The organism is Mycolicibacterium austroafricanum (assembly GCF_000612725.1).
Taxonomy (GTDB): Bacteria; Actinomycetota; Actinomycetes; order Mycobacteriales; family Mycobacteriaceae; genus Mycobacterium; species Mycobacterium austroafricanum.
This window is the reverse complement of record NZ_HG964454.1, coordinates 509,674-533,948: the sequence shown is the minus strand read 5'-3', so window position 1 is coordinate 533,948 and position 24,275 is coordinate 509,674. Positions and strand designations below refer to the sequence as shown.

Genomic DNA, 24,275 nt, shown 5'->3' with positions numbered 1-24,275 from the left:
CAATCATGACGCCTTGCCGGACCGTTCTCGGCAGATGGGACAAGGTGTGTCCCGCGTCATGTCTACCTGTCAACCTGTGTCTCGCGGACCCCGCTGGTCGCTGGCCGCAGCGGGGGAGTCGCGGTCACCGTTGCGGCCACCAACTCTTCTCCCGCAACAGTGTGGCGATGGCCGGCACGGTGAGGGTACGGACGACGAACGTGTCCAGTAGGAGCCCGCAGCCGATGATGAATCCGGCTTGGACCATGATGTGCACCGATCCGGTCATCAGACCGAACATGCTGACCGCGAAGATGATTCCGGCTGAGGTGATGACGGATCCGGTGCTGGCGACGGTGCGCAGCACGCCGACGCGCACGCTGCGGCCGGATTCCTCGCGCAGGCGGGAGATCAGCAGCATGTTGTAGTCGGCGCCGACCGCGACGAGCAAGATGAAGGCCAACAGTGGCACCGGCCAGGCGATGGCTTGGCCGAATCCGTACTGGAACACCAATACCCCGATGCCCAGGGCGGCGGCGTAGTTCAGCGCCACGGTGCCCAGCAGATAGAGCGGGGCGACGATGGCGCGCAGCAGCAGCACCAGGACGATGCCGACGACCAGCAGCGTCGCCGCGCCCAGACGGGCGAAGTCGGTCGACAGCAGCTGTTGCAGATCGGAGTTCAGGGCCGGAAACCCGACGATGGAGATCGACGTACCGGCCAGAGAGGTGTTGGGTGTGGCGGCGTTGGCGGTGTCGATGATGCGGCCGTTGAGCTCCATCGCCTCGGCGGAGAAGGGGTCGTGGGACGAGGTGATGGCGAACCGGGCGGTGCGTCCGTCGGCGGACACGAATTGACGTGCCACGTCGCTGAATTGGCGGTTTTCGAAGCTGTCCGGGGGGAGGTAGAAGCCCGCGGCGGCATCGGATCCGGCGGTGTCCCGCGCGGAGTTCTGCAACTGGGCGGCGATCTGGCTCATGCCGCCCAGCATTTGGATGTTGCTGTCGGCCAACGCGTGCACACCGCTGGCCAGCGCCCTACCGCCCGAGGCGAGTTGGGACACGCCGTCCTGGAGGCGACGCATGTTGCCCGCGAGGTCAGCCGGATCGCCGGTCACCCCCAGCGCTTGTTGCATTGTGGTGACGGCGGTTTGGAGGCTGGCGAGGGTGCCGGACAGCGTGGTGTCGGGCCCGAGGTGGTCACCGAGGTCGGCGACCTGATCGAAGAATCCGCCTCGGCGTAGCGTCACGAGTATCCCGGTTTGGTCGCGCAGTTGGGCGCATTGTGGTGTGGTGGCGCACCACGGTGACGCGTTGAGGCCCGCGATGAGGGGTTCGACGGCCGCGATGGCGGCAGAGGCTTGCGTGGCCAGGGGTCGTAGCCCGGGGCCGCTGCGTAGGGCTTGATCGACGGTGGGCGCGGTGGTGTTGAGTTGCTCGATCACGGGACGGGCATTCTGCAGCTGGCGGCCCGTGTCTTGAACTTGTGACAACAGGCCGGACAGTGGGGTGAGGGCGCGACGCAGCGTGGTGTCGAGTTGGGCGAGCCCGGCTGCGAGCTGGTCGGCTCCGTCGGTGAGCTTGGTGAGGTCGTGTTCGCGGGCTCGGCCCTCGGCGACCGCGCCGGCCATCTTGTCGCCGATCTGCCCGTTCTGCCAGGACAATTGAGCTTGCTCGAGGCGGTCGCCGGTGGGACGGGTGACCCCGGAGACGCGGGTGATGCCCGGCATCTGGGCGATGCGCGAGGCGAGCTGGTCGAGGTCGGCGAGTGCCTTGGCGGTGCGCATATCGGTGTCGGACTGAACGAGCAGGAATTGGGTGATGACCGAATCTTTGGCGAAGTGTCGGTCCAACAACTTGTAGCCCTGATTGCTGTCGGTGGCGGCGGGCTGACCTTGGCGGTCGTCGTAGCTGATGGTCATGGTGGCCGCGACACCGGTCAGCGCGAGCAGGACCACCAGGCTGCCGGCCAGCAAGGGCTTTGGCCGCCGCACCACGGTAACGGCGATCCGGTTCCAGTACCGGCGGGACAGATCGGCGCGGGGCTCGGCGATACCACGCTTGGCGGCCAGCGCCATTACCGGCGGAAGCAGCGTGACGGTCGCCAGGAATCCGATGAGAACGGCGATGGCGCATGCCGGGCCGACGCCCTGGAAGACGCTGAGCCGGGCGAACACCATGGATGCCAGCGCCAGAGCCACGGTGGCTGCCGACGCCAGGATGACGCGCCCGATGCTTCCGCACGCGTAGATGATGGCCTCTTCGGGGTCGGTGCCGAGTCGGCGCTGTTCGTGGTATCGGCTGATGAAGAAGACGCTGTAGTCGGTGCCTGCGCCCAGCAGGATGCCGACCAGGAAGATGACGGTGAATTGGGAGACCGGCATGCCGGCCTCACCGAGTCCGGACAGGACTCCGCGCGCCACGGCCACGCTGACGCCGACGACCAGTAGGGGCAGGAGTGCGGTGACCACCGACCGGTAGACGAGCAGCAAGATGATCGCGATCAGGGCGGCGCTGGCGACCTTGACGAGCAGCGCGTCGTGCTCGGCAGTGGCGATCTGATCGTGGAACGTCGCCGCCGGGCCCGTCACATGGACGGTGCTCGACGACCCGGCGAATGCCGAATCGGCGCTGGCGCGAACGGCTTCCACCGATGCGGCGGCCTGCGGGTCGCCGAGCGTACCGACGATCCCTACCGGCAGGAACCAGGCCTTTCCGTCCTCGCTGACCACCTGAGAGCGAGTGGTCGGGTCGGAGAGGAAATCCTGGACCAGCAGGACATTGGTGGCGTCGGCGCGCAGGGCCGCCACGAGGGCGTCATAACGTTGCCGCGTCTGCGGAGTGAGCCCGGCGGGATCTTCCATCGCCACGACGATCGACGTCTTGGCGCCGTGCTCGTCGAACGCTGCGGCCATCTCCTCGACCGCGATGAACGACGCCACGTCGTTGGGCAACAGCTGTACCGACTGCTGACGGACGACTGTCTCGAGTTGCGGGAAGACGACGGCGAGGATCACGGCGACACCGAGCCATGCCCCGATCACCAATGCCTTGTGTCTGAGGGTGAACCGGCCCAGCGCCGCCAGGCGTGGGCTGAATTCGCCGGTGCGTTCAGGAACCCGACGGTTGCGCGCCTCGACGGTCGCCGTCAGTACCATCCGCAGCCCCTAACATTGCTGGTGAAGGACTTCACCAAATTATTGGGTGACACTCTTCACCAATGTTGGACGGCGACGCAAGTCCTGTCTTCGACTTCGGAGGTGTACAAATTTCTCGATGGCTCTGCATCGTGGACTGACCGCCGACCAACGACGTGAGCAGCGGCGCCAACAGCTCATCGAGGCGGCCCTCGACGTCATCGCCGAGGGCGGCGTGGGCGGTCTGCGCGTCCGTGCCATCAGCGAGCGCGCCCGACTCAACGACCGATACTTCTACGAAAGCTTCCGTGACTGCCAGGAGCTGATGCTGGCCGCCTACGACGATCAATTCGCCCGCGCCCTGACGGGGGTCACCGCGGTCATTGCCGAGTCGCCACCCGAGCTCAAGCTCCGCGTTCGGGAGATCCTGGAGTTCGCCATCGGCTTCCTCGATGAGGACCCGCGCCGATCACGGCTGTTGATCGAACTGCAGACCTCCGAAGCCCTCGCCGAACGTCGTCACGAGGTGCTCGGTGTTCTCACCCAGATCATGGTCGGGCTGGTCGGGGACGGCAGTGGTGCAGACGACACCGCCACCCTGACCGCCGTGACGGTGAGCAGTGGCCTTCTCGAGTTGGCCGCTCAGTGGTATCGGGAACAGATTGACATCAGCCGTGCTCAGCTCATCGAGTTCGCGACTGCACTCGTCGTCACCACCGCTGACATCACCGGTGTGCTCGAACGTCAACTCGCCCCGCCGATTTCCGGCGACTCCACCGACGACGGCCGGAGCTGAGCCCGAACCCGCATCGTGGCCGACGAGTGAGGATGGTGATCACATGCACGACTGTCCGTTGGTGTTCTTCTCCTTTGTGGCGCTCGACGGCGGAGGCGAAGACGAGCACCGCCGTTACAACGAGTGGCACCAGCTGGACCATCGGCCGGAGAACCTGGCGTTGCCGGGAGTCGCGTGGGGGGACCGTTGGGGCCGGACTGCGCAGTGCCGGGCGGTGTCGAGGGCCGAGCCTGAGCATCAGGGCACGGATTACGTTGCGATGTATTGGTTCCGCGCGCCGGTGCGCGAATCAGTGCGGGCGTGGGAGCAATTGGGCGTCGATTCGTTCCAGTGGGGTCGCGGGCCGACGATCCCCGGTGTCCGGCGCACGGTGCTGGCATTCTTCAGGCCGGTCAAAGGATATTCTGCCGCTTCGTCTTTGGTGTCGCCGGGAGTCATCCCGTACCGGCCGAACCGCGGCGTCCACCTGACCATGACCCGGTTCACGGATCCTCTCGGCGCACGCACCCACGAACACCATCGATGGGAGGACCGGGTTCTGGTGCCCGCTCTGCTCGACATCGACGGCGTAGCAGGGGCGTGGACGTTCGCGCTCGACCGTCATCAGGACAACGTGCTGGGGTTACGAAGTGTGGAAGCGGTCGATCCGCCGGGCGGACTGCGTATCCGGTTGGTCTATGTCGATGGTGACCCGGTGGACACCGCCGCGAGGATCGACGATTGTTCGGCGCGGTTGGCCGATGGGATGACGGGCGGGATGTCCGGCGAGGTCGTCATCGAGACACCGCTGCGCACGATCGTGCCGTGGCAGGACTGGTAAGCCCGCGCCCAGCCCACGACGCGCTGCCCCCCGATGTGAGCGCACCGCCGTCACGTGACACGGGTCTTGGCTGTGCACTCCGCGAAAGCTCTCCGGGTGTGCTCGGCCAGGGCATGGACGTCGCTGATCGCCGCGGTGTTGGCGACAAATCCGAAGTCCATGTGGTCGCAGTAGGACGTCAGCGTCACGTTGAGGCCGATTGAGGCGGCCAGCGCCGACACCGGGAAGATACCCATCAACTGCGCCCCGTTGAGGTAGCGAGTTGCGTTGCCGCCCGGGATGTTCGAGATGACGAGGTTGCACGCCGGGTGGCCGACTCGGTCGAGGTGGGTTGATGCGCCCGCGCCCGCCAGAGCTACGAGCGCAACCGCGTAGGTCATCGCTGCATCCGCCGACAGCGCACCGAGTTCCTCCTTGGCGATCGCGACCGAGCGGGCCACCTGACGCAGTCTGTCGACCATCGGTGCCTCCGGTTTCCCGAGACGCACGAAAATCGCCGAAACCCGTGTACCCACAGCACTGTCGCCGTCCTCACGCAGCGACACCGGGCACATCGCGATGAACTCGTGGGGGTGATCCTGGCCCACTTCCCGCAGATAGGTGTGCAAGCCGTGGTCGATGACGGCGGCCGCGAGGTCGTTGAGGGTGGCTCCGTGGCGACGGCCGATGCGGTGCATCTCCTGCAGCGGCAGCGACAGCGTGGCGAAGCCGCGGGCCTGCCGTGGGGGAGCGTTGGTGGGGGCGTGACTGGCCACGAACGGCAGGCTCCCCTCCACGTGCGATCCGAGCACGGCGGTCAGCGCTTTGCGTGAGGCGCCGAGCGAGATCTGGTTGACCGCACCAATTTGGGTGACTGCCGTGTGAATCGCATGGGTGAGTTTGCGCAGTGCCGGGGTCGGCGCCGCGGGTTCCGACTCTGGATGCGGCATCGCGAAAGGCGGGGTCGGAATGGCGGGTTCGGCGGAGAGCGTGAGGCCGTCGTAGAGTTTCCGCAGCCCGGACACTCCGTCGATGATGCTGTGATGGGTCTTGGTGTAGATCGCGAATCTGCCACCGGGCACGCCGTCGATGAGCCAGCACCGGAACATGGGGCGGTGGCGGTCGAGCATCGGTTCGTGCAGGTCTGCGACGAGGCGCAGCAGATCTTCGTAGGAACTATGAGCCGGCAGCGACAGGTGCTGGACGTGGTAGTGCGGATCCCAGCTTTCGGCTTCACGAAAGTGAGGTGCGCCCGCGCCGAGGAGCTCCGGCACATAGTTGAACGGCGGTAGCGGCCGGTAACCGCGGTAGGCCTCGACGATCTCGCGTACCAGCGAACCCCGGCCCGGGGGTTTCTTGAACAGCAGCATCGCCCCGACGTGCGTCGTTCCGCCCGGCGACTCCATCAGCAGCCAGCCCAGATCCAGCGGAGGAATCGCTGCGTTCATTGTGGGCACCTCCACATCCTGGGCCGGCCTGCAGTCGCGAGTCTGCACCTGAGCGCCCTGGTGTGCGGGAAATTGATGATCTCACCAACCCAACGGGTGGGGTAAGTGGTGGCGACCTTGGCGGCGTTGCAGGGGCGTGGACTTTCGCCCTCGACCGCGTCGGCTCGGGCCAGAATTGGTATAGACCAAAGCGCAAGCAGCCGTTCACCCGGTGTTCGACCGGACGGCACGCCGGTGTCGCCGACACCGCTCAAGGTGTGCGTGTGCATCACGCCCGTTCTGCCTCTCCGCCACGGATCGGGCTTGCCGTGCCGGCCATGGACGGCGCCGCGGGTGCCGCTGACTTCTCCTCAACGACCCTGTCCGACTCCTGATCTCAGAAATGGTCGCCCCAATGAATGCTCGCTATAGCCGTGCCTGTCTCGCCGCCACCTCTGCCGTGGTCGCGGCACTGGCGCTGTCGTCATGCTCCGGATCCGACGACGCCACCGCCAACGACCAGGGCTTCCCCGAGACGTTGACGCTGGCGGCGGTCCCGGCCGAGAACTCCGCCGACCTCAAGGCGAGTTACGAGCCTCTGATCAAACTGCTGGAAGCCGAGACCGGCTCGAAGGTCGAGTTCGTGCAAGCCTCCGACTACGCCGGTGTGGTCGAGGGCATGATCGCCGACAACGTGGACCTGGCATTCTTCGGTCCGTTCGGGTACGTCGTGGCGGGGCTCAACGGCGCCAAGATGACCCCGCTCGGGGCCGTCATCGAGGCCGAGGGCGCCGAACCGGGCTACCAGTCCTACGGATTGGCGCGCTCCGACAATGCCTCCATCAACGGGCTGGCGGATTTCGCCGGCAAGAAGGTCTGCTTCGTCGACCCCGGCTCGACGTCCGGATTCCTCTACCCCAGTGCGGGACTCATCGAAGAAGGGGTGATCAAGTCCGGTTCGGAGGCCGACATCTCGGCAGCGATGACACCCATCTACGCCGGTGGTCACGACGCGTCGGCGCTGTCCATCGTCGCAGGGGACTGCGATGCCGGTTTTGCCTACGACTCGATGGTCGACGAGACCATGATCGAGAAGGGCGACCTGGCGCCGGGAGCACTCAAGACGGTGTGGAAGTCGGAGATGATCGCCGGATCGGTGTTCGCCGCGAACGACTCCCTGGGACCCGAAGCGGTCGAGAAGCTCAAGAGCATCTTCACCGAGAAAGCCAACGCCGACGCATTCGAGGCGGCGGGTTACTGCGAGGGCGACGCCTGCATGATCACCGACGAACGTGCCTGGGGTGTGGTGCCGGTCGAGGACTCCGCCTACGACGGAGTGCGGCGTGTCTGCGACGTCACCGGCTCCGAGAAGTGCAAGGGCTGACCGGGGAAGCCCACACCATGCCCGCATCCCGTCCCGCCGATCACGACGTCGCCGGTGACGACGTGGTGATCGCCGCCCACAACGTCACCAAGCGGTTCGGCAACACGCTGGCCCTCGACGACGTGTCGCTCGAGGTACGTCGCAGCGAATTGCTGGTGTTGCTCGGACTGTCCGGGTCGGGTAAGTCCACGTTGCTGCGGTGCCTCAACGGGCTGCATCCGGTCACGTCGGGCACCGTCGAGGTCGACGGCACCCGGGTGGACGGGGCCAGCAAGGCCCAACTGCGCGCGTTGCGGCGCAACGTGGGCTTCGTCTTTCAACATTTCAATCTCGTCGGGCGGCTCAGCTGCCTGGAGAACGTCCTGATCGGCGGCCTCGGACAGCTGACCTTCCCGCGGTATGGCGCGCTGACCTATCCCAAACGGATGCGGACCGAGGCGCTGGCTCATCTCGATCGAGTCGGTCTGGCCGACTTCGCCGAGCGGCGCGCCGACACGCTCTCGGGCGGGCAGCAGCAGCGGGTGGCGATCGCCCGGACGCTGATGCAGGCGCCGGCACTTCTGCTGGCCGATGAACCGGTGGCCTCGCTGGATCCGGAGAACGCCGGGCTGGTGATGGATCTGCTGTTCCGGGTCTGCATCGAGGAGAAGCTGACCGTGGTGTGCACGTTGCACCAGGTCGACCTCGCACTGGGCTGGGCGCATCGACTGGTCGGGTTGCGCAATGGCCGTAAGGTGCTGGATCGTCCGGCTGTCGGGCTGACCCGTGACGAAGTCATGGGTATCTACCAGCGGGTCGATCCCGCCGTGGACTCGGCGCCGCGGTCTGCGGTGACGTGAGTACGACCCTGGGAAGACCGCCCGGGCCGCCGGTGTCGGCGGAACAGCAGCGCGCCGGGATGCGCCGCGGCACGATGACGGCGCTGATGGCGGCGGCGCTGGTGGCGACCGTCGTCTCGGCGTACGTCATCGACTTCGCGCCCGCCACCCTGTGGGGCGGGCTGGACGACATCGCCAATCTGCTGGAGCGGATGCTGCCGCCACGGCTCGATGACCCGGGTCGCATCGGTGTGCTGGCCGTCGAGACGCTGCTGATGGCTGTGCTGGGCACCGTGCTGGCCGCGGTCGCGTCGGTGCCGCTGGCATTCCTCGCGGCCCGAAACACCTCGCCGCATCCCGCGGTGTACGCGGTGGCCCGCGCGATCATCACGTTCTGCCGCGCGATGCCCGATCTGCTGTTCGCCGTGCTGTTCGTGCGCGCGCTCGGCATCGGCGTGCTGCCCGGAATCCTGGCGTTGGCACTGCACTCCATCGGCATGCTGGGCAAGTTGTTCGCCGACGCGATCGAGCAGAGCGACCCGGGACCGCGTGAAGCGGTCCGCAGCGCTGGTGCCGGCTACCTGCGGGAGATGGTCAACGCTGTTCTTCCGCAGGTGATTCCGTCGTGGATCGGAACGTTCATCTACCGCATCGACATCAACCTGAGGATGTCGGTGGTGCTCGGCTTCGTCGGCGCCGGCGGAATCGGCTTTGCGCTGCAGGATGCGTTGCGCGGCTTGATCTATCCGCGTGCGCTGGGCATCGTCTGCGTCATCCTTGCGGTGATCTCGGCCATGGAACTGCTGTCGATCGTGGTGCGGCGGATGCTGTTGACAGGTTCGGCGACCGATCCCCGGCGCGACCGGGCCGCCCGCGTCGGGTTCTCGGCGCTCCTGGTCGGTACGACGGCGGCAGCGTTCGTCGTTCTCGAGATCAACCCGCTGTCGCTGTTCACCTGGGTGTGGCCGGCTCTTGAGGTGTTCACCAGGATGGTGCCCCCGAACTTCGGGGCGCTGGGCGGCGATCTGTTCGTGGCGGCATTGCAGACCGTCGCGATCGCCGTGGTGGCCACCGCCATCGGCATCGTGTTGTCCATCCCGGCGGGAATCCTGGCTGCTCGCAACATCACCCCGAACGCCGCCGTGTACTGGGTGGCGCGCGGTTGGATTCTGCTGGTGCGTGCGGTCCCCGAGCTGATCCTGGCGGTGGTCTTCGTGGCTGCGCTGGGGCTCGGCCCGGTGGCGGGTGCCTGCGCACTGGCACTGGCGTCGATCGGCTTCCTGGCCAAACTGGTGGCAGACGCGGTCGAGGAGATCGATCCCGGTCCGCTGGAGGCGGTGCGCGCGGTCGGTGGCGGATGGTGGAAGACGTTGTTCGCGGCGGTGATTCCGCAGGCCCTACCGGCGATGGTGGGGTCGAGTCTGTACATGTTCGACGTCAACGTCCGTACCTCGACCATCCTCGGTATCGTCGGCGCCGGCGGTATCGGCTATCTGCTGTTCGAATCGATCCGCACGTTGAACTTCGACGTGGCCGGCGCGATCGTCCTGGTGATCTTCGTGATCGTGTATGCGATAGAGAGGTTGTCGGGGTGGATTCGCGCGCAGCTGGTGTGACCCGGGCTGCGGTCTGGGAAGGCAGCGCGATCGCCGTGCGTGAGGTGCGGCTGCCCGAGCCGGGCCCGGGGGAGACGCTGATCCGGATCAGCGCAGCGACCGTCTGCGGGAGCGATCTGCACACCGTCAGTGGACGCCGACCCGCACCGTGCCCGTCGATCCTCGGGCATGAGGCGGTCGGCGTGGTGGTGGCGACGGGCGCGGATTCGCCGGTGTCGGTGGGGGACCGGGTGGTGTGGTCGGTGACGGTCAGTTGCGGTGAGTGCCCACGCTGCCGTGCCGGCCTGTCCGCGAAGTGTTGTTCGGTCCGCAAGGTCGGCCATGAGTCGTTCGCGGGGGACTGGCCGCTGTCGGGTGGCTACGCCGAGCACATCCTCCTGCCCGCCGGTACGGCCTTCGCCCGGGTGCCAGAGAGCATGCCCGATGTGGTTGCCGCGCCCGCGGCGTGTGCGACGGCGACGGTGATGGCGACCCTGGAGGCGGCAGGGCCGGTGACGGGTCGCCGGGTCTTGATCCTCGGTGCAGGCATGCTGGGGGTCACCGCGGTGGCAGCGTGCTCGGTGGCGGATGCCGACGTCCGCGTCGTCGACCTCGACGAGCAAAGAGTCGACTCGGCAACGGGTTTCGGCGCCCGGCCCGATGACGGCGGCCCAGCCGATGTCGTCATCGATTTCACCGGGTCCACGCCGGCGATCGCCGCTGCGCTGGGTCGGCTCGACGTCGGCGCCACCATGGTGCTGGCGGGATCGGTGCTGCCCGCCCCGCCGCTGGCGGTGGACCCCGAGACCGTGGTGCGCCGCTGGTTGACCCTGACCGGTGTGCACAACTACGAACCGCGCCACCTGACCCGCGCCGTGGAGTTCCTGGAGACGACCCAGGCCGATTTCGACTGGGCGGAGCTGGTGGGCAGTCCGGTGCCCCTCGAGCGCATCTCGAGTGTGATGAGCCCGCCCGGATCCGGACGGCTGCGGTCGGCAGTGGCACCCTAGCCTCGCGGCGACGACCGGGGGAGATGCCGTCGATATCTTCAGCGCGCCAACAGATCCTGACTCTGACTGGTCTTTTGAATCGTGCGAATTGCGTAATGTCCTGTCCAGGAATGTGTTTGGTGCCACCCCTTGCGGACACCGTGCGGTTCCCGGTTACGGAAACGGGATGGGGGGAATTGCGGAGGGCAGCAGGATCTCAGGGATCTCGGCAGGCAACTCAACGGGGGGTACGTCGGCTGGTGCCTGCACCCGCGGTATCTCGCTCGGCATTTGCACGGTTGGGACGGCGCTCGGCAATGGCACGGGTGGAATATCGCTGGGCAGCGGGATGGGGGGAAGATTGGGTGGAAGGGGGAGCGTGGTCACGGGATCCTCAGACGCGATCTGCCGACCTGAAGTTGTACTGCAGCCAACGGTCATCGTCGCCAGCACGGTCAGAATCAACATGAACAGCGAAGTTCGCTGCTTCATCCGTTCGGTATCGAGGGGCATTCGACCGACTCCTTGGAGGTATGTCTTCGACGGTACTCCGGCGGGCACCAGAAAATGTGCAGCCGCTCGAGTGCACCTCACCGAATCCACCCGTGCAGTCGACCGGGTCGCGGAGACGATGTGGCCGGCCGGTACAGGCCTGCCGGCGAACAAGCTCTGGTGCCGGACCTTCCCTGTAATGTGGGCTCTGTGAATCGGTTACGGCCGGCCAAGACTGCAGTGCCGGTGGCAGCCGCGGCGATTCTCGGCAACGCCTTCATTGGACGCGACTCGATGGCATGGTTCTCGGCGCTGCGCCGACCGCGGATGCAACTGCCGATGTCCGGCTTCTATGTGGTGGGCGCGGCCTACTACGTCCTGATGGGCCTTGTCCTCCACCGCGCGCTGATTCGCTGCGACCTCCGCGCGTACCGCTTGGCGATGGTGGTGCTCGCGAGCAATGAGATCTGGAATGCGCTGCTATTCGGTCGGCGCAGCACCCGCGACGCATTCCTGGGAATTCTGGCGTTTCTGGTGCCGCTGGGTCTGCTCCAGGCTGCCGTCGCGAAAGATCGCCCGTCGCGGACCGCGGTTGGCTCCTATGTGGCCTGGGTGGTCTGCTACGACATTCCGTGGACGTATCGGCTATGGCGCCTGAATGCTGAAGCCGATTAACTGCGTTTTCGATGCGTAAAAGCACGGCGGTCGACCGCCACCGAGACAGCAACAACTAGGGAGCGCGGGGAAAAACGCCGAAAAAGAGAGGCCGAAAGCCGCAACCTCTGTGGCCTCTCGCAGTGACCGCACGAGTGCGGGATCCGCGCCGGCACCGAGGTTAGCAGATGCGGTCACTGCGAATTACGCAACTGCACCAGCGACACCAGGCCCATCTCGCCGTACAGCACCGCAGGTGGGACTTGTCGGAAGCCACGCACGCCCGGGGTGCGTGTGGCGGCCTGGGCGATCTTGCGGGCAATGCGATAGTCCAGATCTTTGAGGGAGCCCCGGTCGGTCACCGCGTCGAGCAGTGCGGACAACCCGGCGACGGAGAAGGGGCTTGCGGTGTCGAGCATGACGTTGGCGGCGGCCGCCAGGTGCCGAGCTCGCTCGTCGACGGTCATGTGTGCCAGAGCGGGGGCGGCGCCGTCGATGCGCGCGGCGATGCGGGAGACGAAGCGCCGCAATCGATGTGGTCCGAGCGTCACGGTTCCGTCATACAGGACGGACATGCCGAGGCAGTCGATTCGATCGCGCCCTCGGTACGCAGGATCCGCCGAGCAGGGACGACCGCGGGCGCTGAGCGCGGTGCGCAGATCTTTGGACAGCTTGCGTCTGACCCCGAGTTCGGCGACAAGCATGTCGATTCGTCTGTCCGCCTCGTGGATCGCCGACAGATCCGGGTGGGCCACGATGAAGTCGTCGTTGTATCGGGCGTAGAAGACGCCGTCGATCGACGTGATCGCTTCGTCCATCGGCACCACTGCCAGGTTCCCGAGGACTGGGACCAGGGGAGTACCCATCGCGACGCCGTTGAGGCGGGTGAACTGCGTGCCGTCCTCATCGCGTACGACAGGCCGCACCAGGGTGGTGATGAGGTCCCAGGCCGCAGTGCCGATCTCACCGCCTGCGCTCCCGAGCGAGGCCACATCACGCAGGATGCGCCACAGTGCGGCATCCGGCCCCACCGGAAGGTTGTCGCCGTACTTCTCGAAATCGGACTGCAGGACGTAGAGGGGCCCACCCGTCGTGCCTGCCAGCCGGCGATGGGAACGGATGAAGGCCGCGAATGCCCGCATCGCGCCGACGTTAGTCAGGCCGGGCAGGTAGGAGTACACACCGGGCAGGCCGTAGCAGCGGGCGTTGTGAGACAGCAGCTTGAACAACGCAGAACCGACGACGTGGTCGACGAAGGCGGCCATGTGCGCGGTGCGACGCTTGCCGCCGGTCTCCAGGAACCAGAGGTCGACGGGTTGGGGTCGATATGTGCCGTCGGCGATGCTGGCGGCGATGGCGCGGGACAAGGCGCGCCGATCCGACGCTGCGTCGAAATAAGTGACGCCGGGCGATAATTCGCTGAATCCCAGGCCGCGTTCGGTCCGCTTGGAGTAAATGCGCAGAATCGTGTCGTCGTAGGTTTTCGGGTCGACGAGGCACCGTTCGATGTCCACCGGTTCAAGAGCCATGGTGCACTCCCTCCGTCGTCCACTGACCCAGCCGCCACGCCTTCAGCGTCCGTAGCCAACGCTGGAACTGCTCGTGCGCGGGGTCGGGAGGGAGCAGGAAGATCATCCGTACCCTGTTGCGATGGAAGATCGGTGAGATCCAGCGTCCGGCCACCGATACCACCAACGCATCGTCATCGAGACTGCGCATGGCCGAGGGCAGGATCATCGCGAGCAGATCGCCGTCCAGGTTGCGCATCTCCCGTGTCCCGGTGCGGGTTTCCAGGTCGGCGACGAAGCCGTCGGCGAAGATGTCGAGGAACTCCGGCCGCAGGACCTCCGGGCTGTCGGGGGCCTTGGGTACGCCGGTGATGGGTTTGATCCATTGGGCATCGGCCACCCGGTCGAGGGCGTCGCGCCCGTTCGGCGCTGGTTCTGGCCAGTAGTGACCCCGGTGGGCGGCTCCGCCGGTGGCGGCCTGTACCTCCAGATGCGGCTGCCGGGTCGCGTCGCCCGCCGCTGTGCGCTCGTAGAACACCAGTGACGTCGCCGAACAGAACGCAAGACATCCCCTGTCCTGCAGGGTTTCTCGCATCATGCTGACAGCGGCCGATCGTTGCCGGGCGGGGATCCATTCCGGCACGGTGATCGTCCCCGCACTGACCGGGCCGGGTTCGTCGGCGAGGGCGCGGATCCAGTCTCCCAGCGGCAGCTGCGTCGGTTGTGGCCGTGAACGGTCCTGCGCGTGCTGGAGGTTGATATGGACGACGAGCAGGACGATCATCGCGGCAGTGAGCTCGACGAGATCCGAGGCGGGATTGACGTCGATCCACACGAGCAGGAACAGCAGGCCCGAGAAGACGATCGTCAGGTTGAGGGCGCGGAAACGGGCTTCGGCGAACAGCCGGATCTGGTAGGTGCCGATGAGGCTGCGCACGAGGAACAGTGGCAGCAGGGCGAGCAGGAACGTGAAAGGGATGTCGGGCAGCACAAAGAGTCCCAGGGCGACGGCGAGCACCCAGAAGTACAGAGTCACTACCGGTGTGATCCAGAGCAGTCGATGAAAAAACCACACCCGGTACTCGCGCAGTGCCGGGATGCGCCGCAGTCGGACGAAGTCGAAGTAGAACACCGCCGTGGATTCGTAGGCTCCCCGAATCAACGGCAGCACCAGGTAGAAGAACTGGAAGGCGTCGATGTCGCGCCATGCTTCGAACCCGGCGGTCAGCTCGTAGGAGCGGGTGCTCGTGCCGTAGATGCCGGCGATGGCGAGGACGGCCACCGCATCCAGGCGCAGGCCCAGACCCGCCAACGTCGCCTCGACCCCCTGCCGGACTGGGATGGAGGGGAGGCGTGCACGCAGTGGCCGGGTGGCCCGGTAGCGCGGGGTGAGGCCGTTGAGCCGGTACAGCCGCAGGGTGTAGTGGATCGTGATCCAGATCGAGATCGCGTTGGACAGCACGATCGCGATGACGACCGCGGCCGTCGGATAGAAGAACACCCCGACGCCGATCACCAGGACCTGGGCGACGGTCGGGGCGAACAGCGACCACAATGGGCGATAGATCCGCCGCGTGGCGTACATCCCGGAATGCAGCACGCGCACCGGCATTCGCAACGCGAGTTCGATGACGACGAGGAAGGCGTACCACAGCCCGACCGAATCATCCTGGGAGGGAAGCAGGAACAACAGCGCGACCGCGCCGGCGACCATCACGGTCGTCGCCGCGATCACCGACAGCAGCAGCCAGCCGCCGATCTCACGTTCCACCGCCTCCCGGTCGCCGGATACCGCGAACCCGCGAAGCCGCTCACGCATGACCTCGAGCAAGCCCCACCACGCGCCGCTGACGATGAGACTGCCGACCCGCAGGATCATCACGGTGAACGCTGCCAGACCACCCAGGCTGGTGAGAATGATCAGGAATTCGGCGACGTGGACGACGAACGTCATCCCGTCCACCAGGAGTGCGTAGCGCAGTCGATACCGGAAGTACGCGTTCATCTTTCCGGTGAGCAAACTGGCGTAGAGGGAGACCGTGCGGTTCTCGCGGCGCCGGGTGCGTTCGAACCACCGGTCGATCTCGTTCACCCGGTAGCTCCTCCCGATGACGTTGCTGTGGGAGGCTTGGTTCGGCCAGGCGGGCGCGAATCCATCCTGATCTTCCCCGTAGAAGGGTGCACCATGGCGCGAGGCGACGCCGTCGTATTCTCGATTTCCGCTGCGCTGGCAGGGATCGTCGTCGCAGCCGTCACCTACAGCGTCGTCGTCCTCGACAAGGTGCCGAACCCGTCCGCGCTGGTTTCCGACGGAGCCGCCTCGAGCTGGCTGGTGCTGACGTGGGCACCGAGCTTCTGCCGTGTCGAGCCGTCCAATCCGGCGTGCACATCCGGTGAGGTCGAGCAGAAAGGGCAGACCTTGCTCTTGCACGGCCTGTGGCCCCAGCCGCCGGACAGGCAGAACTGCGGGGTGCCCCGGGCGATCGACGAGCGGCAGTTGCCGCCAGTCGATCTCGCGGGCAACGTGCGGGCGGAACTGCAGGCGACGATGGTCGACACCGCCAGCCTGACACACCATGAGTGGTACACCCACGGCACGTGTTCGGGTGTCTCTCCAGACACCTATTTCGGCGATGCCGCCACGCTGACCGACGACGTGCGCAGAGCTCTGGATCCGGTGTTCCGGGACGCGTCGGGCGGCCGATTGACACTGGCCGAGGTCCGCCGGCGTATCGACGCGACCTTCGGCGCCGGGACGGGTGAACGGGTCGCGCTCGGCTGCCGCAAGACGGCGGGGGAAGGATCGGTCGTCGTCGACGTCCGGCTGTCGCTGCCGCCGGTGGTCGCGCTGCGTGGCGGCGACGGAGTGCTGGCGTTGGATGAGTTGCTCGCCGAAGGCCCGCCGATGCCGGCTCAGTGTCGGCACGGCAGCGTGCCGGCATGAGCTCCGGCAGTTTCTCGTTCTCAGCGGTGCGCAGAGCTCGCTGAACACATCGTCGATTCCAGTTGCCGTACATCGACCGCGTCACCGTCGGGTGAAGTCCCCTGCGCGACCCTTGTGGCGCGCTCCGACCGCAAGGATACGGTAGCGTAGGTTACTGATTAGTAACCCTGGGAGGGTTCCATGCATGACGACGTGAAGTACCTCGACTTACATGGTGACCGCGTTGCCTACCGCGAGGCCGGACAAGGCCCGGCGGTGCTCCTCATCCACGGGATGGGTGGAAGCTCGCTCACCTGGAAGGCGCTTCTGCCACATCTGGCGACGCGCTACCGGGTTATCGCGCCCGACCTGCTGGGGCACGGCCAGTCCGACAAGCCGCGCGGGGATTACTCGCTAGGGGCCTTCGCGGTCTGGCTTCGTGATCTGCTCGATCTGCTCGGCATAGCCAGGGTGACGTTGGTCGGCCATTCCCTCGGTGGCGGTGTGGCGATGCAGTTCGTCCACCAGCATCCCGACTATTGCGAACGACTTGTTCTCATCAGCAGTGGTGGCCTCGGACCGGAACTGGGCCGCTCGTTGCGGTTGCTGTCCACGCCTGGGATCGAGTTGCTGCTACCCGTGGCAGCGGCGCCATCGGTCGTCGCCGTCGGTGAACGGGTGCGATCCTGGCTGGGCGCTCGCGGTCTGGCCAGTCCCGAGGTCGGTGAAACGTGGAACGCCTATGCGTCCCTCTCCGACCCGCAGACCCGCACTGCGTTCTTGCGCACGTTGCGCTCCGTTGTCGACGCCCAGGGCCAGGCGGTCAGCGCCCTCAACCGGCTGCACTTCACCTTGGGGCTGCCGACGCTGTTGATCTGGGGGGACCAGGACCGACTCATACCGCCTGCGCACGGCGAAGCCGCTCACGCTGCCCTGCCCGGCAGCCGGTTGGTGATCCTCCCCGCGGTCGGACACTTCCCCCAAGTCGAGGCGCCGCTGGCCGTCGCCGATACCCTCGACGACTTCATCGCCAACAGCAGTCCGTGGCACGGGCCGCCTCGGCATGCCGATCACGCAGAAGCCGATTGAGGCTTCCCCCAGGCACCACAGGTCTTTTCGGCACGTCGGTTGATCATTCGTCGGTGTGCTGGCCGTCGGTGAGTCGCACGACGTAGGTGCGGTCGGCTGCGTGATACTCAACAGTGCCGCCTTCGACGATCATCCCGACGAGCTCGTTGCCGTCCTCGAAGAAGTACGCGTTCTCTTTCCGACCCAGGGAATCGAGGTGGCACCCCGGCAGAATCTCCACCCGCCTGCCAGGATCGCCGGTGAGGACCACAATCCGCGCGCCCCGGTCTTTGATGTTCACCGCCGCCTTCTGGGATGCCGTCTTCGTCGCCACGGCCGTCTTCTGAGCTTTCCGGTGTTTGACCGCGCGCTCAGCCATCTGTGTCGCTCCTTCTATGGTTGACCGATAGAAAAGTCCGGCGCCCCACGATCGAGATCGATTCGAATACAGGATCCGACTTCTGTAGTGCCGCGCGCCAGCAGGCGAAAGACCTTTTTCTCGGGACCTTTGACCACAGTTGGCAGGACCTCCGACTCCGCTTCTGTCACCCGTGGAGTCGATAGCCTCAAAAGGCCAGATCGTCGAAACTCGGAGGACTCCATGAGCAGCCAAATCGACCTCAGCCCGACTGAACGCGAAGCAGTGGCCCGAGGAGCGCTGGACGACCTCGGCAAAGATCGAGACGACCGGGCACTGCTGCGCGTCCGGTGTGCTCGTAGCCATCACGTCGCCGCCGTCTTCGATACGTCGGTCGGCCCAGTGTTCGAGTCGGTTCTCGGACCACATGCTCACGGGGACCGCGATTTCGTCGATACGGCACATCACGGCACCCAGAAGGGCACCAGCTACGCCGACCTCCTCCAGGCCGGCCGTTTCACCGACGACCTGATATCGGCCGGTTGCGAATGTGGTACGCACGCGCTGTCTCGTGCCGAGATGCAGCGGGCGATCGAGTCGCACGAACGCACCATTCTGCTGCCCTGACGTCCGGACCTGATCATGCAGATGTGGATACAACTACAGGGTCACGAGGAGGACGAGCAGTTCTCCGACACCGCCACCTATGAGCTGCACTCGAGCGGCGTGCTCGAGGTCACCATCGGCAGCGATGTTCGGTTGTACAGTCCGGCGTACTGGCAAGCGGTCACGATCGATACCCGCCCAGCAGATGAACGTGAGAAGTCGGCGAAACCGGTCGACGCCGATCTCAAGTGGCAGTGACGTCCTCACGTCGTCGATAGGCGGGCGACGGCGACACTCAGCGCACCGTCTTGACTACTCCCATCGTCGGGTCCGAGGCGCTGATCGGGTTGCCTGCGGCGCGCAACCGCAGGAGCAGGTCGACGACGTCCTTCCCGAGCCGCTCGCCCGGCATCACCACCGGGATGCCCGGCGGGTACGGGGTGATGGCCTCGGCAGCGATGCGTCCCGCGGCGTCGGCCAGGGCAACAGTCTCGTCGGCGGCGAAGAAGGCTTCCCGCGGCGTGAGCACCAGTTCCGGACGGACAGCCAGCACGTCGGCCGTCCACGCGCCCGCCCCTTCGGCGTCCCGACGACCGAAGTGGGCAGATACCTCCTCGAAAGCCGTTGTCAGCCGGTAGAAGTCGTCGTCGATGTTGCCGATGGTGCTGATGCACAGGATGTGTCCGGCACCGGCGAGTTCCGGCTGGACGCCGTGGATGCGGTTGAGCCGGCCCAGGATGTCGCGTGCGTCGGCGTCCACACCGGCGGTGCCGACCAACAGCTTCGTCTCGTCGAGTTGACAGAGGCCGGTGCCGGCTCCGGCCAGGTGCTCGGGCCGCAGCACGGTCAAGCCCGGGACCTGGGAAAGCCGATCGGCAGCCTCACGCGCCCTGGTCAGCGTGGCGTCGAGCAAGGCATGTCCGTCGAGCACCATCTGCCGCCGTGCCAGGTCGACCGACGCCATGATCGCAAAATGCGGGCTGGTCGTCTGGATTAGTTGCAGGGACCGCCGTACCGATGCCTCGTCGAGCTGGGCGGTGTCGACATGCAACACCGCGGCCTGGCTCAGCCCGGACAGGATCTTGTGCACAGAGTGCACGGTGGCGGCGGCGCCCGATTGTTCACCAGGAGTGGGCAAGTCGGGATGAAAGGCGAAGTGCGGTGAGTGCGCCCCGTCCAGCAGCAACCGAGCGCCGTACCGGCGGCACAGGTCGGCCAGCGCCGCGAGGTCACCGGTGGTGCCGTAGTAGGTGGGGTGCAGCGCCCACAGCGCCGTGGCGCCGGTGGTCTCGAATGCCCGCGCGACCACGGCGGCGTCGAGCCCGTGGGCGACCCCGAACTCGGCATCCCAGCGCGGTTCGAGCCACACTGGCCGCGCGCCGACCTGCACCAGCCCGGCCAGCACCGACTTGTGTGCGTTGCGCGCCACCAGCACCGGCTCGTCGGGCCGCAGTGCGGTCAGCGCCACGGCGATGTTCCCGCCGGTGGAACCCTGCACCATGAGGAAGCTCTGCGGCACACCCCACGCATCGGCGATGAGCCGTTCCGCCTCGAGAATCGGCCCCTCCGGACAGTGCAGGGTGTCGGTATCGGGCAGGTTGTTCAGATCGACGGCGGCGATGTTCTCGCGCAGCCACGGGTCGATCGTGCGACCGCCCTTGTGACCGGGCGAATAGAAGGGCGCCTGGTCACGCTCGACGAACGTCCGCAGCGACTCGAAAAGCGGTGCCCGGCTGTGTTCAAAGCCCATAGACGCGCTGCGCGTTCGTCATGCCGATCATGTCGACGATGCGGATGGCATCGGCCTCGGTGCAGTCGCCGGTGCGCACCCACTCGCCGAGCACCAGTCCCATCGCGCGTCGCCACAGCACAGACCCGAGTACGTGCAGTTCGGGCGGTCCGAACGCGTCCGATGAATACAGCTGCTTGGCGAAGGGCGCGGTGTCCAGTGCCTCGGCGACCAGCCCCGTCGAGCGTGCACCCAGATAGTTGATCGCCAACCCGACGTCGAAGTTGACGTGGTCGAATGCCTGTGCCAGATAACCGGCTTGGCGATGGAACGGATAGCAGTGCAGAAGAAGGACCGGTACCGGCGGCATCGTCCGCAGCAGCGGCAGCAGCAGCAGGGGGTCGCTGCGGTGCAGGTCCAGATCGCGGTCGCCGAATCCGACGTGCACCTGGATCGGCAGTTGGTGGGCGGCCGCCTCGTGCACACCGAAGGCGATCAGGATCGGGTCGTCGATGCGTGGCGGTCCCGGACGCGCCGTGAGTTCTCGCGCGCGGGTGACGACGTCGGCATCGGTCGGTCTGCTCCAGTCGATGTCGAATCCGGTGCGATAGGCGACGATCGTCTTGGTGCCGACCACCACTGGGTCGACCGCGGCGCGCGCCAGAGCCGACCGCATCGCGTCGGGGAAGTCCTCCGCCGCGGTTCCACCATCGACGAGCAGGTCCTCGGCCAGTCGTTCGAGCCGCACGATCTCGGACGACTGCCCGCCCGCGAGTTCGGCGAGCCGGCGGTGCGGGGTGATCCGGTCACCTTTGAACCCGGTGTCGACGATCCAGCGCGAGACGCCTGCGGCGGGCAGCATCGTCGTGGCCAGCTCGTCGGGACCGAACTCGCAACGGCGCTTCCAGTACACCTCGCCGTCGGCGCGCGGCGGCAGGCCGAGAAGCGGTGCGCACCAACGCCGTATCGAGAGCCCGAGGGGGGAGTCGAACTGTGTCATCCAGGTCGGCACGGGATCGTTCGATCCCTCGTTGATCGAGAACTCGAACGTCGCACGGTCGACGGCTTCGGTGAAGGTGCCGTGCACGTGGTGGTCGACCAGCGCGACGGTACGCAGATGGTCGGCCAGTCCTTCCGGAACCTGCGCCTGGACCCCGTCGAAAACGTCCTGCAGTTCACCAACCGGCATACTTCGCGACCTCCTCGGCGTCGATCTTGCCAGCTGCCGCGTCGCCGATCGCCGCCCCGATGATCTCCGCGGCTTGAGCTGCCTGGCTCTCGGTGAGCACCAGCGGCGGGGTGATCTCGAGGACGTTGCCGCCGACGTAGTAGACGACCGCACCCAACTCCCAAGCACGGTAGACCACAGCAGCGGCCAGCCGGGGATCCCGGTCACCGGATGCCGGGTCCACGAGTTCCAGACCGATCGCCAGCCCCCGGCCGCGGACGTCGCCGATACGGTCGCCGCCAGGCGAGTCGGCCAGCGTGCGCAACGAATCAGCCAGTACCGCACCGACTTTGGCGGCGTTGTCGACGAGGCCCTCGGAGACGATGGTCTTGAGCACCGCACGCCCCGCGGCGGTGCACACCGGATTGCCCGCCGTGGTCAGCAACGCAGCGGCGGGGGGATGGTCCAGGATCGCGGCGGGGCCGACCGCGGCCGACAGCGGCAGCCCGCCGCCGATGACCTTCCCGAAGGTGACGATGTCGGGCACGACGCCGTCGTGCTCGAACGCGTGCAGGGTGCCGGGCCGGCCCAGCCCCATTTTGACCTCGTCGCAGATCATCGGGACGTCGTGGCGGCGACACACCTCGTGCAGCCGCGCCAGGAAGCCGTCCGGAGGCACCACCAGGCCGCCGTCGGACAGGATCGGTTCGACGATCAGGCAGGCGACGCGACCGCCGCCGAGGTGGTGTTCGGCAAGGTCCAGGCAGGCTGCGACGTCGGCTTCGACACCGTCCGGTCCGGGCCGAAACGGGTTGGGGTAGGGCAGGAACACCGCGTCGGGATCGGCAGGGGCGCCGGCGTCGACGTGCACACCGGACACTCCCATCGCGACGCCGACACCGCCGTGGTAGCTGTGCTCGAAAGCGACCACGGTGCGCCGCCCGGTGGCGTGCCGGCACGCGCGCAGCGCGACGTCGTTGGCGTCCGAGCCCGCGTGGCCGAGGTAGACGCGGCGCTCACCCTCGCCGGGAACCAGCGCCAGCAGATCTTCGGCCAGTCCGACGGAGTCGGGGTGCACGGCGGACAGTCCACCCGAACCGGGTGCGTCCCGGACTGCCCGGCTGACGGCCTCGGCGACCGCGGGATGGCCGTGGCCCAATCCGGAGGCCGTCCACGTCGCGGACAGGTCCAGCAGCTCGCGGCCGTCGGGGGTGACGAGCGTGCAACCCTGCCCGGACTGCACTTCCAGCGGGAAGAACCGTAGCTTCTCGATGCCGGCGATGACGGCCTCGTCGCGGGCGTAGAGCGTGCTCACGCGGGTTGCGTCGGTTCGACCGCACCGGTGGGGCGTGGCACCAATTCCAGTTCGATCGCCAGCGATTCGCCGACGCGCTTGGCGATGCCGGACAGGGCGACCGCGATGACCAGACCGAGCGCGCACCAGTAGAGGCCGAGCATCGGCGCTGCCGACCAGCTGTCGGCGTCCTTGACGTTGAACCACAGCACCGTGACGATGACGACCGCACCCAGCAGGGGCAGTACCAGGCCCGCAACCCTGCCCGTGCCGCCGTGCACCGATTCGAACTTCGGTGCGCCGACGAAGTAGGCGGCGGCGATCTCGACGAGCAGGTAGCACACCATCAGGCACACCGAGCCGGCGACCGCGAACAGGAAGTAGGTGTTGATCGCGGCATTGCCGGTGCCCATGTCCGGCCAACCGGTCGCCCCGCAGAGCAGATCGACCAGCAGGGCTACGACCACGACGAGCCAGGTCGCACGCCGCGGTCCGCCCGTCTCGGCATGGATGTGCGCCAACGCTTTCGGGCCGAATCCGTCGCGGCCGAAGGCGTACAACATGCGGCCCGACGTCGCCGAGGTGGCGAGGTGGCAGCCGAACGCCGAGACGATCGCGGTGAAGATGATGACCAGCGAGAACCATTGGCCGATGTAGGTCCCGCCCAGATCGCCCAGCGTGTTGCCGGAGCTCTGGAACGCCTCGAGTCCTGCTGCGTCGGTGCCGAATCCGACCACCTGGGCGAACATCACCACGACGAACAGGACTCCGGTGAGGATCAGCGTTCCGCCCAGCGCTCGGGGAATGTTGCGTTTCGGGTCGTCGGTCTCCTCACCCATCGACGCGCAGGCCTCGAATCCCGCCCACGACAGAAACGCCGCAACCACGCCTGCCAGCACCGCAGAACCGGAGACGTCGCCGTCGGAGAACGAGAACACCGAGAAGTCGATGCCCGTGCCGGGGGCGCCGCCCTGGGCGAAGATCGCCACCACGAGCACGATCATCGCCAGGATCCCGATGCCCTCGATGGCCAGCAGGATCTTCGCGAGCAGCTGAATGTCGCGGCCCGACAACAGGAACGAGATGACGGCACCGATGACGACGGTGAGCAGCCAGGGCGCCTGGTACGGGGTCTCGTCGCCGGGTTGCAGCGCGGCGATGAACGAGTTCACGAACGCGGCGGTCAACGCGAGCGTTCCGATCGAGAACCCCCAGTAGGCACCGAGCATCGCGAATCCGGAGAAGAATCCCGTACGCGGTCCGATGGTTCCGCCCACCAGTCCGTACGCCGATCCCGCGTGGTTGAGGTGACGAGTCAGGCGGACGAAGCTGTAGCCGACCAGCGATACGCCGACGAGACCGATGAGGAACACCAGCGGGATCGACTTGCCGACGGTGCCGATCAGACCCTGGCCGTTGCCGGACATGGCGAGCGTGGGACCCACCAGCGCGACGGACAGGGCGAGCGCGACCCAGAACGGCAGTCGGCGGTGCGGGATCTGATCGATTTCTTCTGAGGTTTCCGAAGCTTCTGGGTTCATGGGTGTCTCCT

Annotated in this window: 21 protein-coding genes; 11 read left to right on the top strand and 10 right to left on the bottom strand. The window is 66.8% G+C overall.

Translation table 11 applies throughout. The features are described 5' to 3' along the window. Positions 1-124: 124 nt before the first annotated feature. Positions 125-3,136, bottom strand: coding sequence for an MMPL/RND family transporter (locus tag BN976_RS19490; protein WP_036372984.1), 3,012 nt, complete (start codon positions 3,134-3,136; stop codon positions 125-127). 118 nt (positions 3,137-3,254) lie between these two features. Between BN976_RS19490 and BN976_RS19485 the strand changes: the two genes are divergently transcribed. Together BN976_RS19485 and BN976_RS19480 are read left to right on the top strand one after the other, a co-directional pair. Beyond that, positions 3,255-3,911: a TetR/AcrR family transcriptional regulator gene (locus tag BN976_RS19485; protein WP_011780115.1), complete on the top strand. Its 657-nt coding sequence runs from the start codon at positions 3,255-3,257 to the stop codon at positions 3,909-3,911. Positions 3,912-3,954: 43 nt separating this feature from the next. Continuing rightward, positions 3,955-4,731: a hypothetical protein gene (locus BN976_RS19480; protein WP_036372982.1), complete on the top strand. Its 777-nt coding sequence runs from the start codon at positions 3,955-3,957 to the stop codon at positions 4,729-4,731. 50 nt (positions 4,732-4,781) lie between these two features. On the opposite strand, the gene BN976_RS19475 is transcribed toward BN976_RS19480, so the two are convergent. Then, a complete protein-coding gene (locus BN976_RS19475; RefSeq protein WP_036372980.1) occupies positions 4,782-6,158 on the bottom strand; it encodes a wax ester/triacylglycerol synthase family O-acyltransferase in 1,377 nt (458 codons plus the stop codon). Between the two features lie 394 nt (positions 6,159-6,552). Between BN976_RS19475 and BN976_RS19470 the strand changes: the two genes are divergently transcribed. Genes BN976_RS19470 through BN976_RS19455 form a run of 4 tightly spaced genes read left to right on the top strand, consistent with a single transcriptional unit; the run spans position 6,553 to position 10,944 of the window. After that, on the top strand, positions 6,553-7,521 hold the full coding sequence (locus tag BN976_RS19470) for a phosphate/phosphite/phosphonate ABC transporter substrate-binding protein (RefSeq protein WP_036372976.1): 969 nt from the start codon (positions 6,553-6,555) through the stop codon (positions 7,519-7,521). Positions 7,522-7,538: 17 nt separating this feature from the next. Further along, entirely contained in the window at positions 7,539-8,360 is an 822-nt protein-coding gene (phnC, locus tag BN976_RS19465) for a phosphonate ABC transporter ATP-binding protein (RefSeq protein WP_011780119.1), read from the top strand. Between the two features lie 59 nt (positions 8,361-8,419). Further along, a complete protein-coding gene (phnE, locus tag BN976_RS19460) occupies positions 8,420-9,955 on the top strand; it encodes a phosphonate ABC transporter, permease protein PhnE (RefSeq protein ID WP_011780120.1) in 1,536 nt (511 codons plus the stop codon). Further along, positions 9,931-10,944 carry a zinc-binding dehydrogenase gene (locus tag BN976_RS19455; protein WP_036372973.1) on the top strand — a complete coding sequence of 338 codons (1,014 nt, stop codon included), beginning with the start codon at positions 9,931-9,933 and terminating at the stop codon, positions 10,942-10,944. Before phnE ends, BN976_RS19455 begins: the two co-directional genes overlap by 25 nt. A 153-nt stretch (positions 10,945-11,097) precedes the next feature. Here BN976_RS19455 and BN976_RS19450 read toward each other — a convergent pair whose 3' ends face one another. Then, positions 11,098-11,364, bottom strand: coding sequence for a hypothetical protein (locus BN976_RS19450; RefSeq protein ID WP_036373286.1), 267 nt, complete (start codon positions 11,362-11,364; stop codon positions 11,098-11,100). Between the two features lie 297 nt (positions 11,365-11,661). On the opposite strand from BN976_RS19450, the gene BN976_RS19445 reads away from it, so the two are divergent. Beyond that, the gene (locus BN976_RS19445) at positions 11,662-12,090 is read left to right on the top strand and encodes a tryptophan-rich sensory protein (protein WP_158013690.1); all 429 of its coding nucleotides are present in this window, start codon (positions 11,662-11,664) and stop codon (positions 12,088-12,090) included. Between the two features lie 173 nt (positions 12,091-12,263). On the opposite strand, the gene BN976_RS19440 is transcribed toward BN976_RS19445, so the two are convergent. Together BN976_RS19440 and BN976_RS19435 are read right to left on the bottom strand one after the other, a co-directional pair. Beyond that, positions 12,264-13,598 (bottom strand): RNA-dependent RNA polymerase family protein, encoded by a 1,335-nt coding sequence (locus tag BN976_RS19440; protein ID WP_036372968.1) that lies wholly within the window; start codon positions 13,596-13,598, stop codon positions 12,264-12,266. After that, positions 13,588-15,669, bottom strand: a complete 2,082-nt coding sequence (locus BN976_RS19435) for a hypothetical protein (protein WP_036372966.1) — start codon at positions 15,667-15,669, stop codon at positions 13,588-13,590. The genes BN976_RS19440 and BN976_RS19435 overlap by 11 nt, the downstream gene beginning before the upstream one ends. Before the next feature lie 93 nt (positions 15,670-15,762). On the opposite strand from BN976_RS19435, the gene BN976_RS19430 reads away from it, so the two are divergent. Continuing rightward, the gene (locus BN976_RS19430; RefSeq protein WP_011780125.1) at positions 15,763-16,521 is read left to right on the top strand and encodes a ribonuclease T2 family protein; all 759 of its coding nucleotides are present in this window, start codon (positions 15,763-15,765) and stop codon (positions 16,519-16,521) included. Between the two features lie 180 nt (positions 16,522-16,701). Then, entirely contained in the window at positions 16,702-17,589 is an 888-nt protein-coding gene (locus BN976_RS19425; RefSeq protein WP_011780126.1) for an alpha/beta fold hydrolase, read from the top strand. A gap of 43 nt (positions 17,590-17,632) precedes the next feature. Here the strand turns inward: BN976_RS19425 and BN976_RS19420 are convergent, their stop codons facing one another. Then, positions 17,633-17,947: a hypothetical protein gene (locus tag BN976_RS19420; RefSeq protein ID WP_036372963.1), complete on the bottom strand. Its 315-nt coding sequence runs from the start codon at positions 17,945-17,947 to the stop codon at positions 17,633-17,635. 222 nt (positions 17,948-18,169) lie between these two features. Here BN976_RS19420 and BN976_RS19415 point away from each other — a divergent pair, with 222 nt between their 5' ends. Both BN976_RS19415 and BN976_RS19410 read left to right on the top strand, forming a co-directional pair. Continuing rightward, the gene (locus tag BN976_RS19415; protein ID WP_051558504.1) at positions 18,170-18,553 is read left to right on the top strand and encodes a hypothetical protein; all 384 of its coding nucleotides are present in this window, start codon (positions 18,170-18,172) and stop codon (positions 18,551-18,553) included. 15 nt (positions 18,554-18,568) lie between these two features. Next, positions 18,569-18,790: a hypothetical protein gene (locus BN976_RS19410; protein ID WP_011780129.1), complete on the top strand. Its 222-nt coding sequence runs from the start codon at positions 18,569-18,571 to the stop codon at positions 18,788-18,790. Between the two features lie 37 nt (positions 18,791-18,827). Here the strand turns inward: BN976_RS19410 and BN976_RS19405 are convergent, their stop codons facing one another. The 4 genes from BN976_RS19405 to BN976_RS19390 are packed head-to-tail and all read right to left on the bottom strand — an operon-like array spanning position 18,828 to position 24,264. After that, positions 18,828-20,282, bottom strand: a complete 1,455-nt coding sequence (locus BN976_RS19405; RefSeq protein WP_011780130.1) for an aminotransferase class I/II-fold pyridoxal phosphate-dependent enzyme — start codon at positions 20,280-20,282, stop codon at positions 18,828-18,830. Beyond that, the gene (locus tag BN976_RS19400) at positions 20,272-21,450 is read right to left on the bottom strand and encodes an amidohydrolase family protein (protein WP_011780131.1); all 1,179 of its coding nucleotides are present in this window, start codon (positions 21,448-21,450) and stop codon (positions 20,272-20,274) included. The genes BN976_RS19405 and BN976_RS19400 overlap by 11 nt, the downstream gene beginning before the upstream one ends. Continuing rightward, a complete protein-coding gene (locus BN976_RS19395; protein ID WP_036372961.1) occupies positions 21,437-22,744 on the bottom strand; it encodes an aspartate aminotransferase family protein in 1,308 nt (435 codons plus the stop codon). The genes BN976_RS19400 and BN976_RS19395 overlap by 14 nt, the downstream gene beginning before the upstream one ends. After that, positions 22,741-24,264: an APC family permease gene (locus tag BN976_RS19390; protein ID WP_036372958.1), complete on the bottom strand. Its 1,524-nt coding sequence runs from the start codon at positions 24,262-24,264 to the stop codon at positions 22,741-22,743. The genes BN976_RS19395 and BN976_RS19390 overlap by 4 nt, the downstream gene beginning before the upstream one ends. Positions 24,265-24,275: the final 11 nt, after the last annotated feature.

Excerpts from the sequence above, each read along its gene's own strand:
- BN976_RS19490 (WP_036372984.1), bottom strand. The coding sequence starts at position 3,136 with ATGGTACTGACGGCGACCGTCGAGGCGCGCAACCGTCGGGTTCCTGAA.
- BN976_RS19485 (WP_011780115.1), top strand. The coding sequence starts at position 3,255 with ATGGCTCTGCATCGTGGACTGACCGCCGACCAACGACGTGAGCAGCGG.
- BN976_RS19480 (WP_036372982.1), top strand. The coding sequence starts at position 3,955 with ATGCACGACTGTCCGTTGGTGTTCTTCTCCTTTGTGGCGCTCGACGGC.
- BN976_RS19475 (WP_036372980.1), bottom strand. The coding sequence starts at position 6,158 with ATGAACGCAGCGATTCCTCCGCTGGATCTGGGCTGGCTGCTGATGGAG.
- BN976_RS19470 (WP_036372976.1), top strand. The coding sequence starts at position 6,553 with ATGAATGCTCGCTATAGCCGTGCCTGTCTCGCCGCCACCTCTGCCGTG.
- phnC (WP_011780119.1), top strand. The coding sequence starts at position 7,539 with ATGCCCGCATCCCGTCCCGCCGATCACGACGTCGCCGGTGACGACGTG.
- phnE (WP_011780120.1), top strand. The coding sequence starts at position 8,420 with ATGCGCCGCGGCACGATGACGGCGCTGATGGCGGCGGCGCTGGTGGCG.
- BN976_RS19450 (WP_036373286.1), bottom strand. The coding sequence starts at position 11,364 with ATGACCGTTGGCTGCAGTACAACTTCAGGTCGGCAGATCGCGTCTGAG.
- BN976_RS19440 (WP_036372968.1), bottom strand. The coding sequence starts at position 13,598 with ATGGCTCTTGAACCGGTGGACATCGAACGGTGCCTCGTCGACCCGAAA.
- BN976_RS19430 (WP_011780125.1), top strand. The coding sequence starts at position 15,763 with ATGGCGCGAGGCGACGCCGTCGTATTCTCGATTTCCGCTGCGCTGGCA.
- BN976_RS19425 (WP_011780126.1), top strand. The coding sequence starts at position 16,702 with ATGCATGACGACGTGAAGTACCTCGACTTACATGGTGACCGCGTTGCC.
- BN976_RS19420 (WP_036372963.1), bottom strand. The coding sequence starts at position 17,947 with ATGGCTGAGCGCGCGGTCAAACACCGGAAAGCTCAGAAGACGGCCGTG.
- BN976_RS19415 (WP_051558504.1), top strand. The coding sequence starts at position 18,170 with ATGAGCAGCCAAATCGACCTCAGCCCGACTGAACGCGAAGCAGTGGCC.
- BN976_RS19410 (WP_011780129.1), top strand. The coding sequence starts at position 18,569 with ATGCAGATGTGGATACAACTACAGGGTCACGAGGAGGACGAGCAGTTC.
- BN976_RS19405 (WP_011780130.1), bottom strand. The coding sequence starts at position 20,282 with ATGGGCTTTGAACACAGCCGGGCACCGCTTTTCGAGTCGCTGCGGACG.
- BN976_RS19400 (WP_011780131.1), bottom strand. The coding sequence starts at position 21,450 with ATGCCGGTTGGTGAACTGCAGGACGTTTTCGACGGGGTCCAGGCGCAG.
- BN976_RS19390 (WP_036372958.1), bottom strand. The coding sequence starts at position 24,264 with ATGAACCCAGAAGCTTCGGAAACCTCAGAAGAAATCGATCAGATCCCG.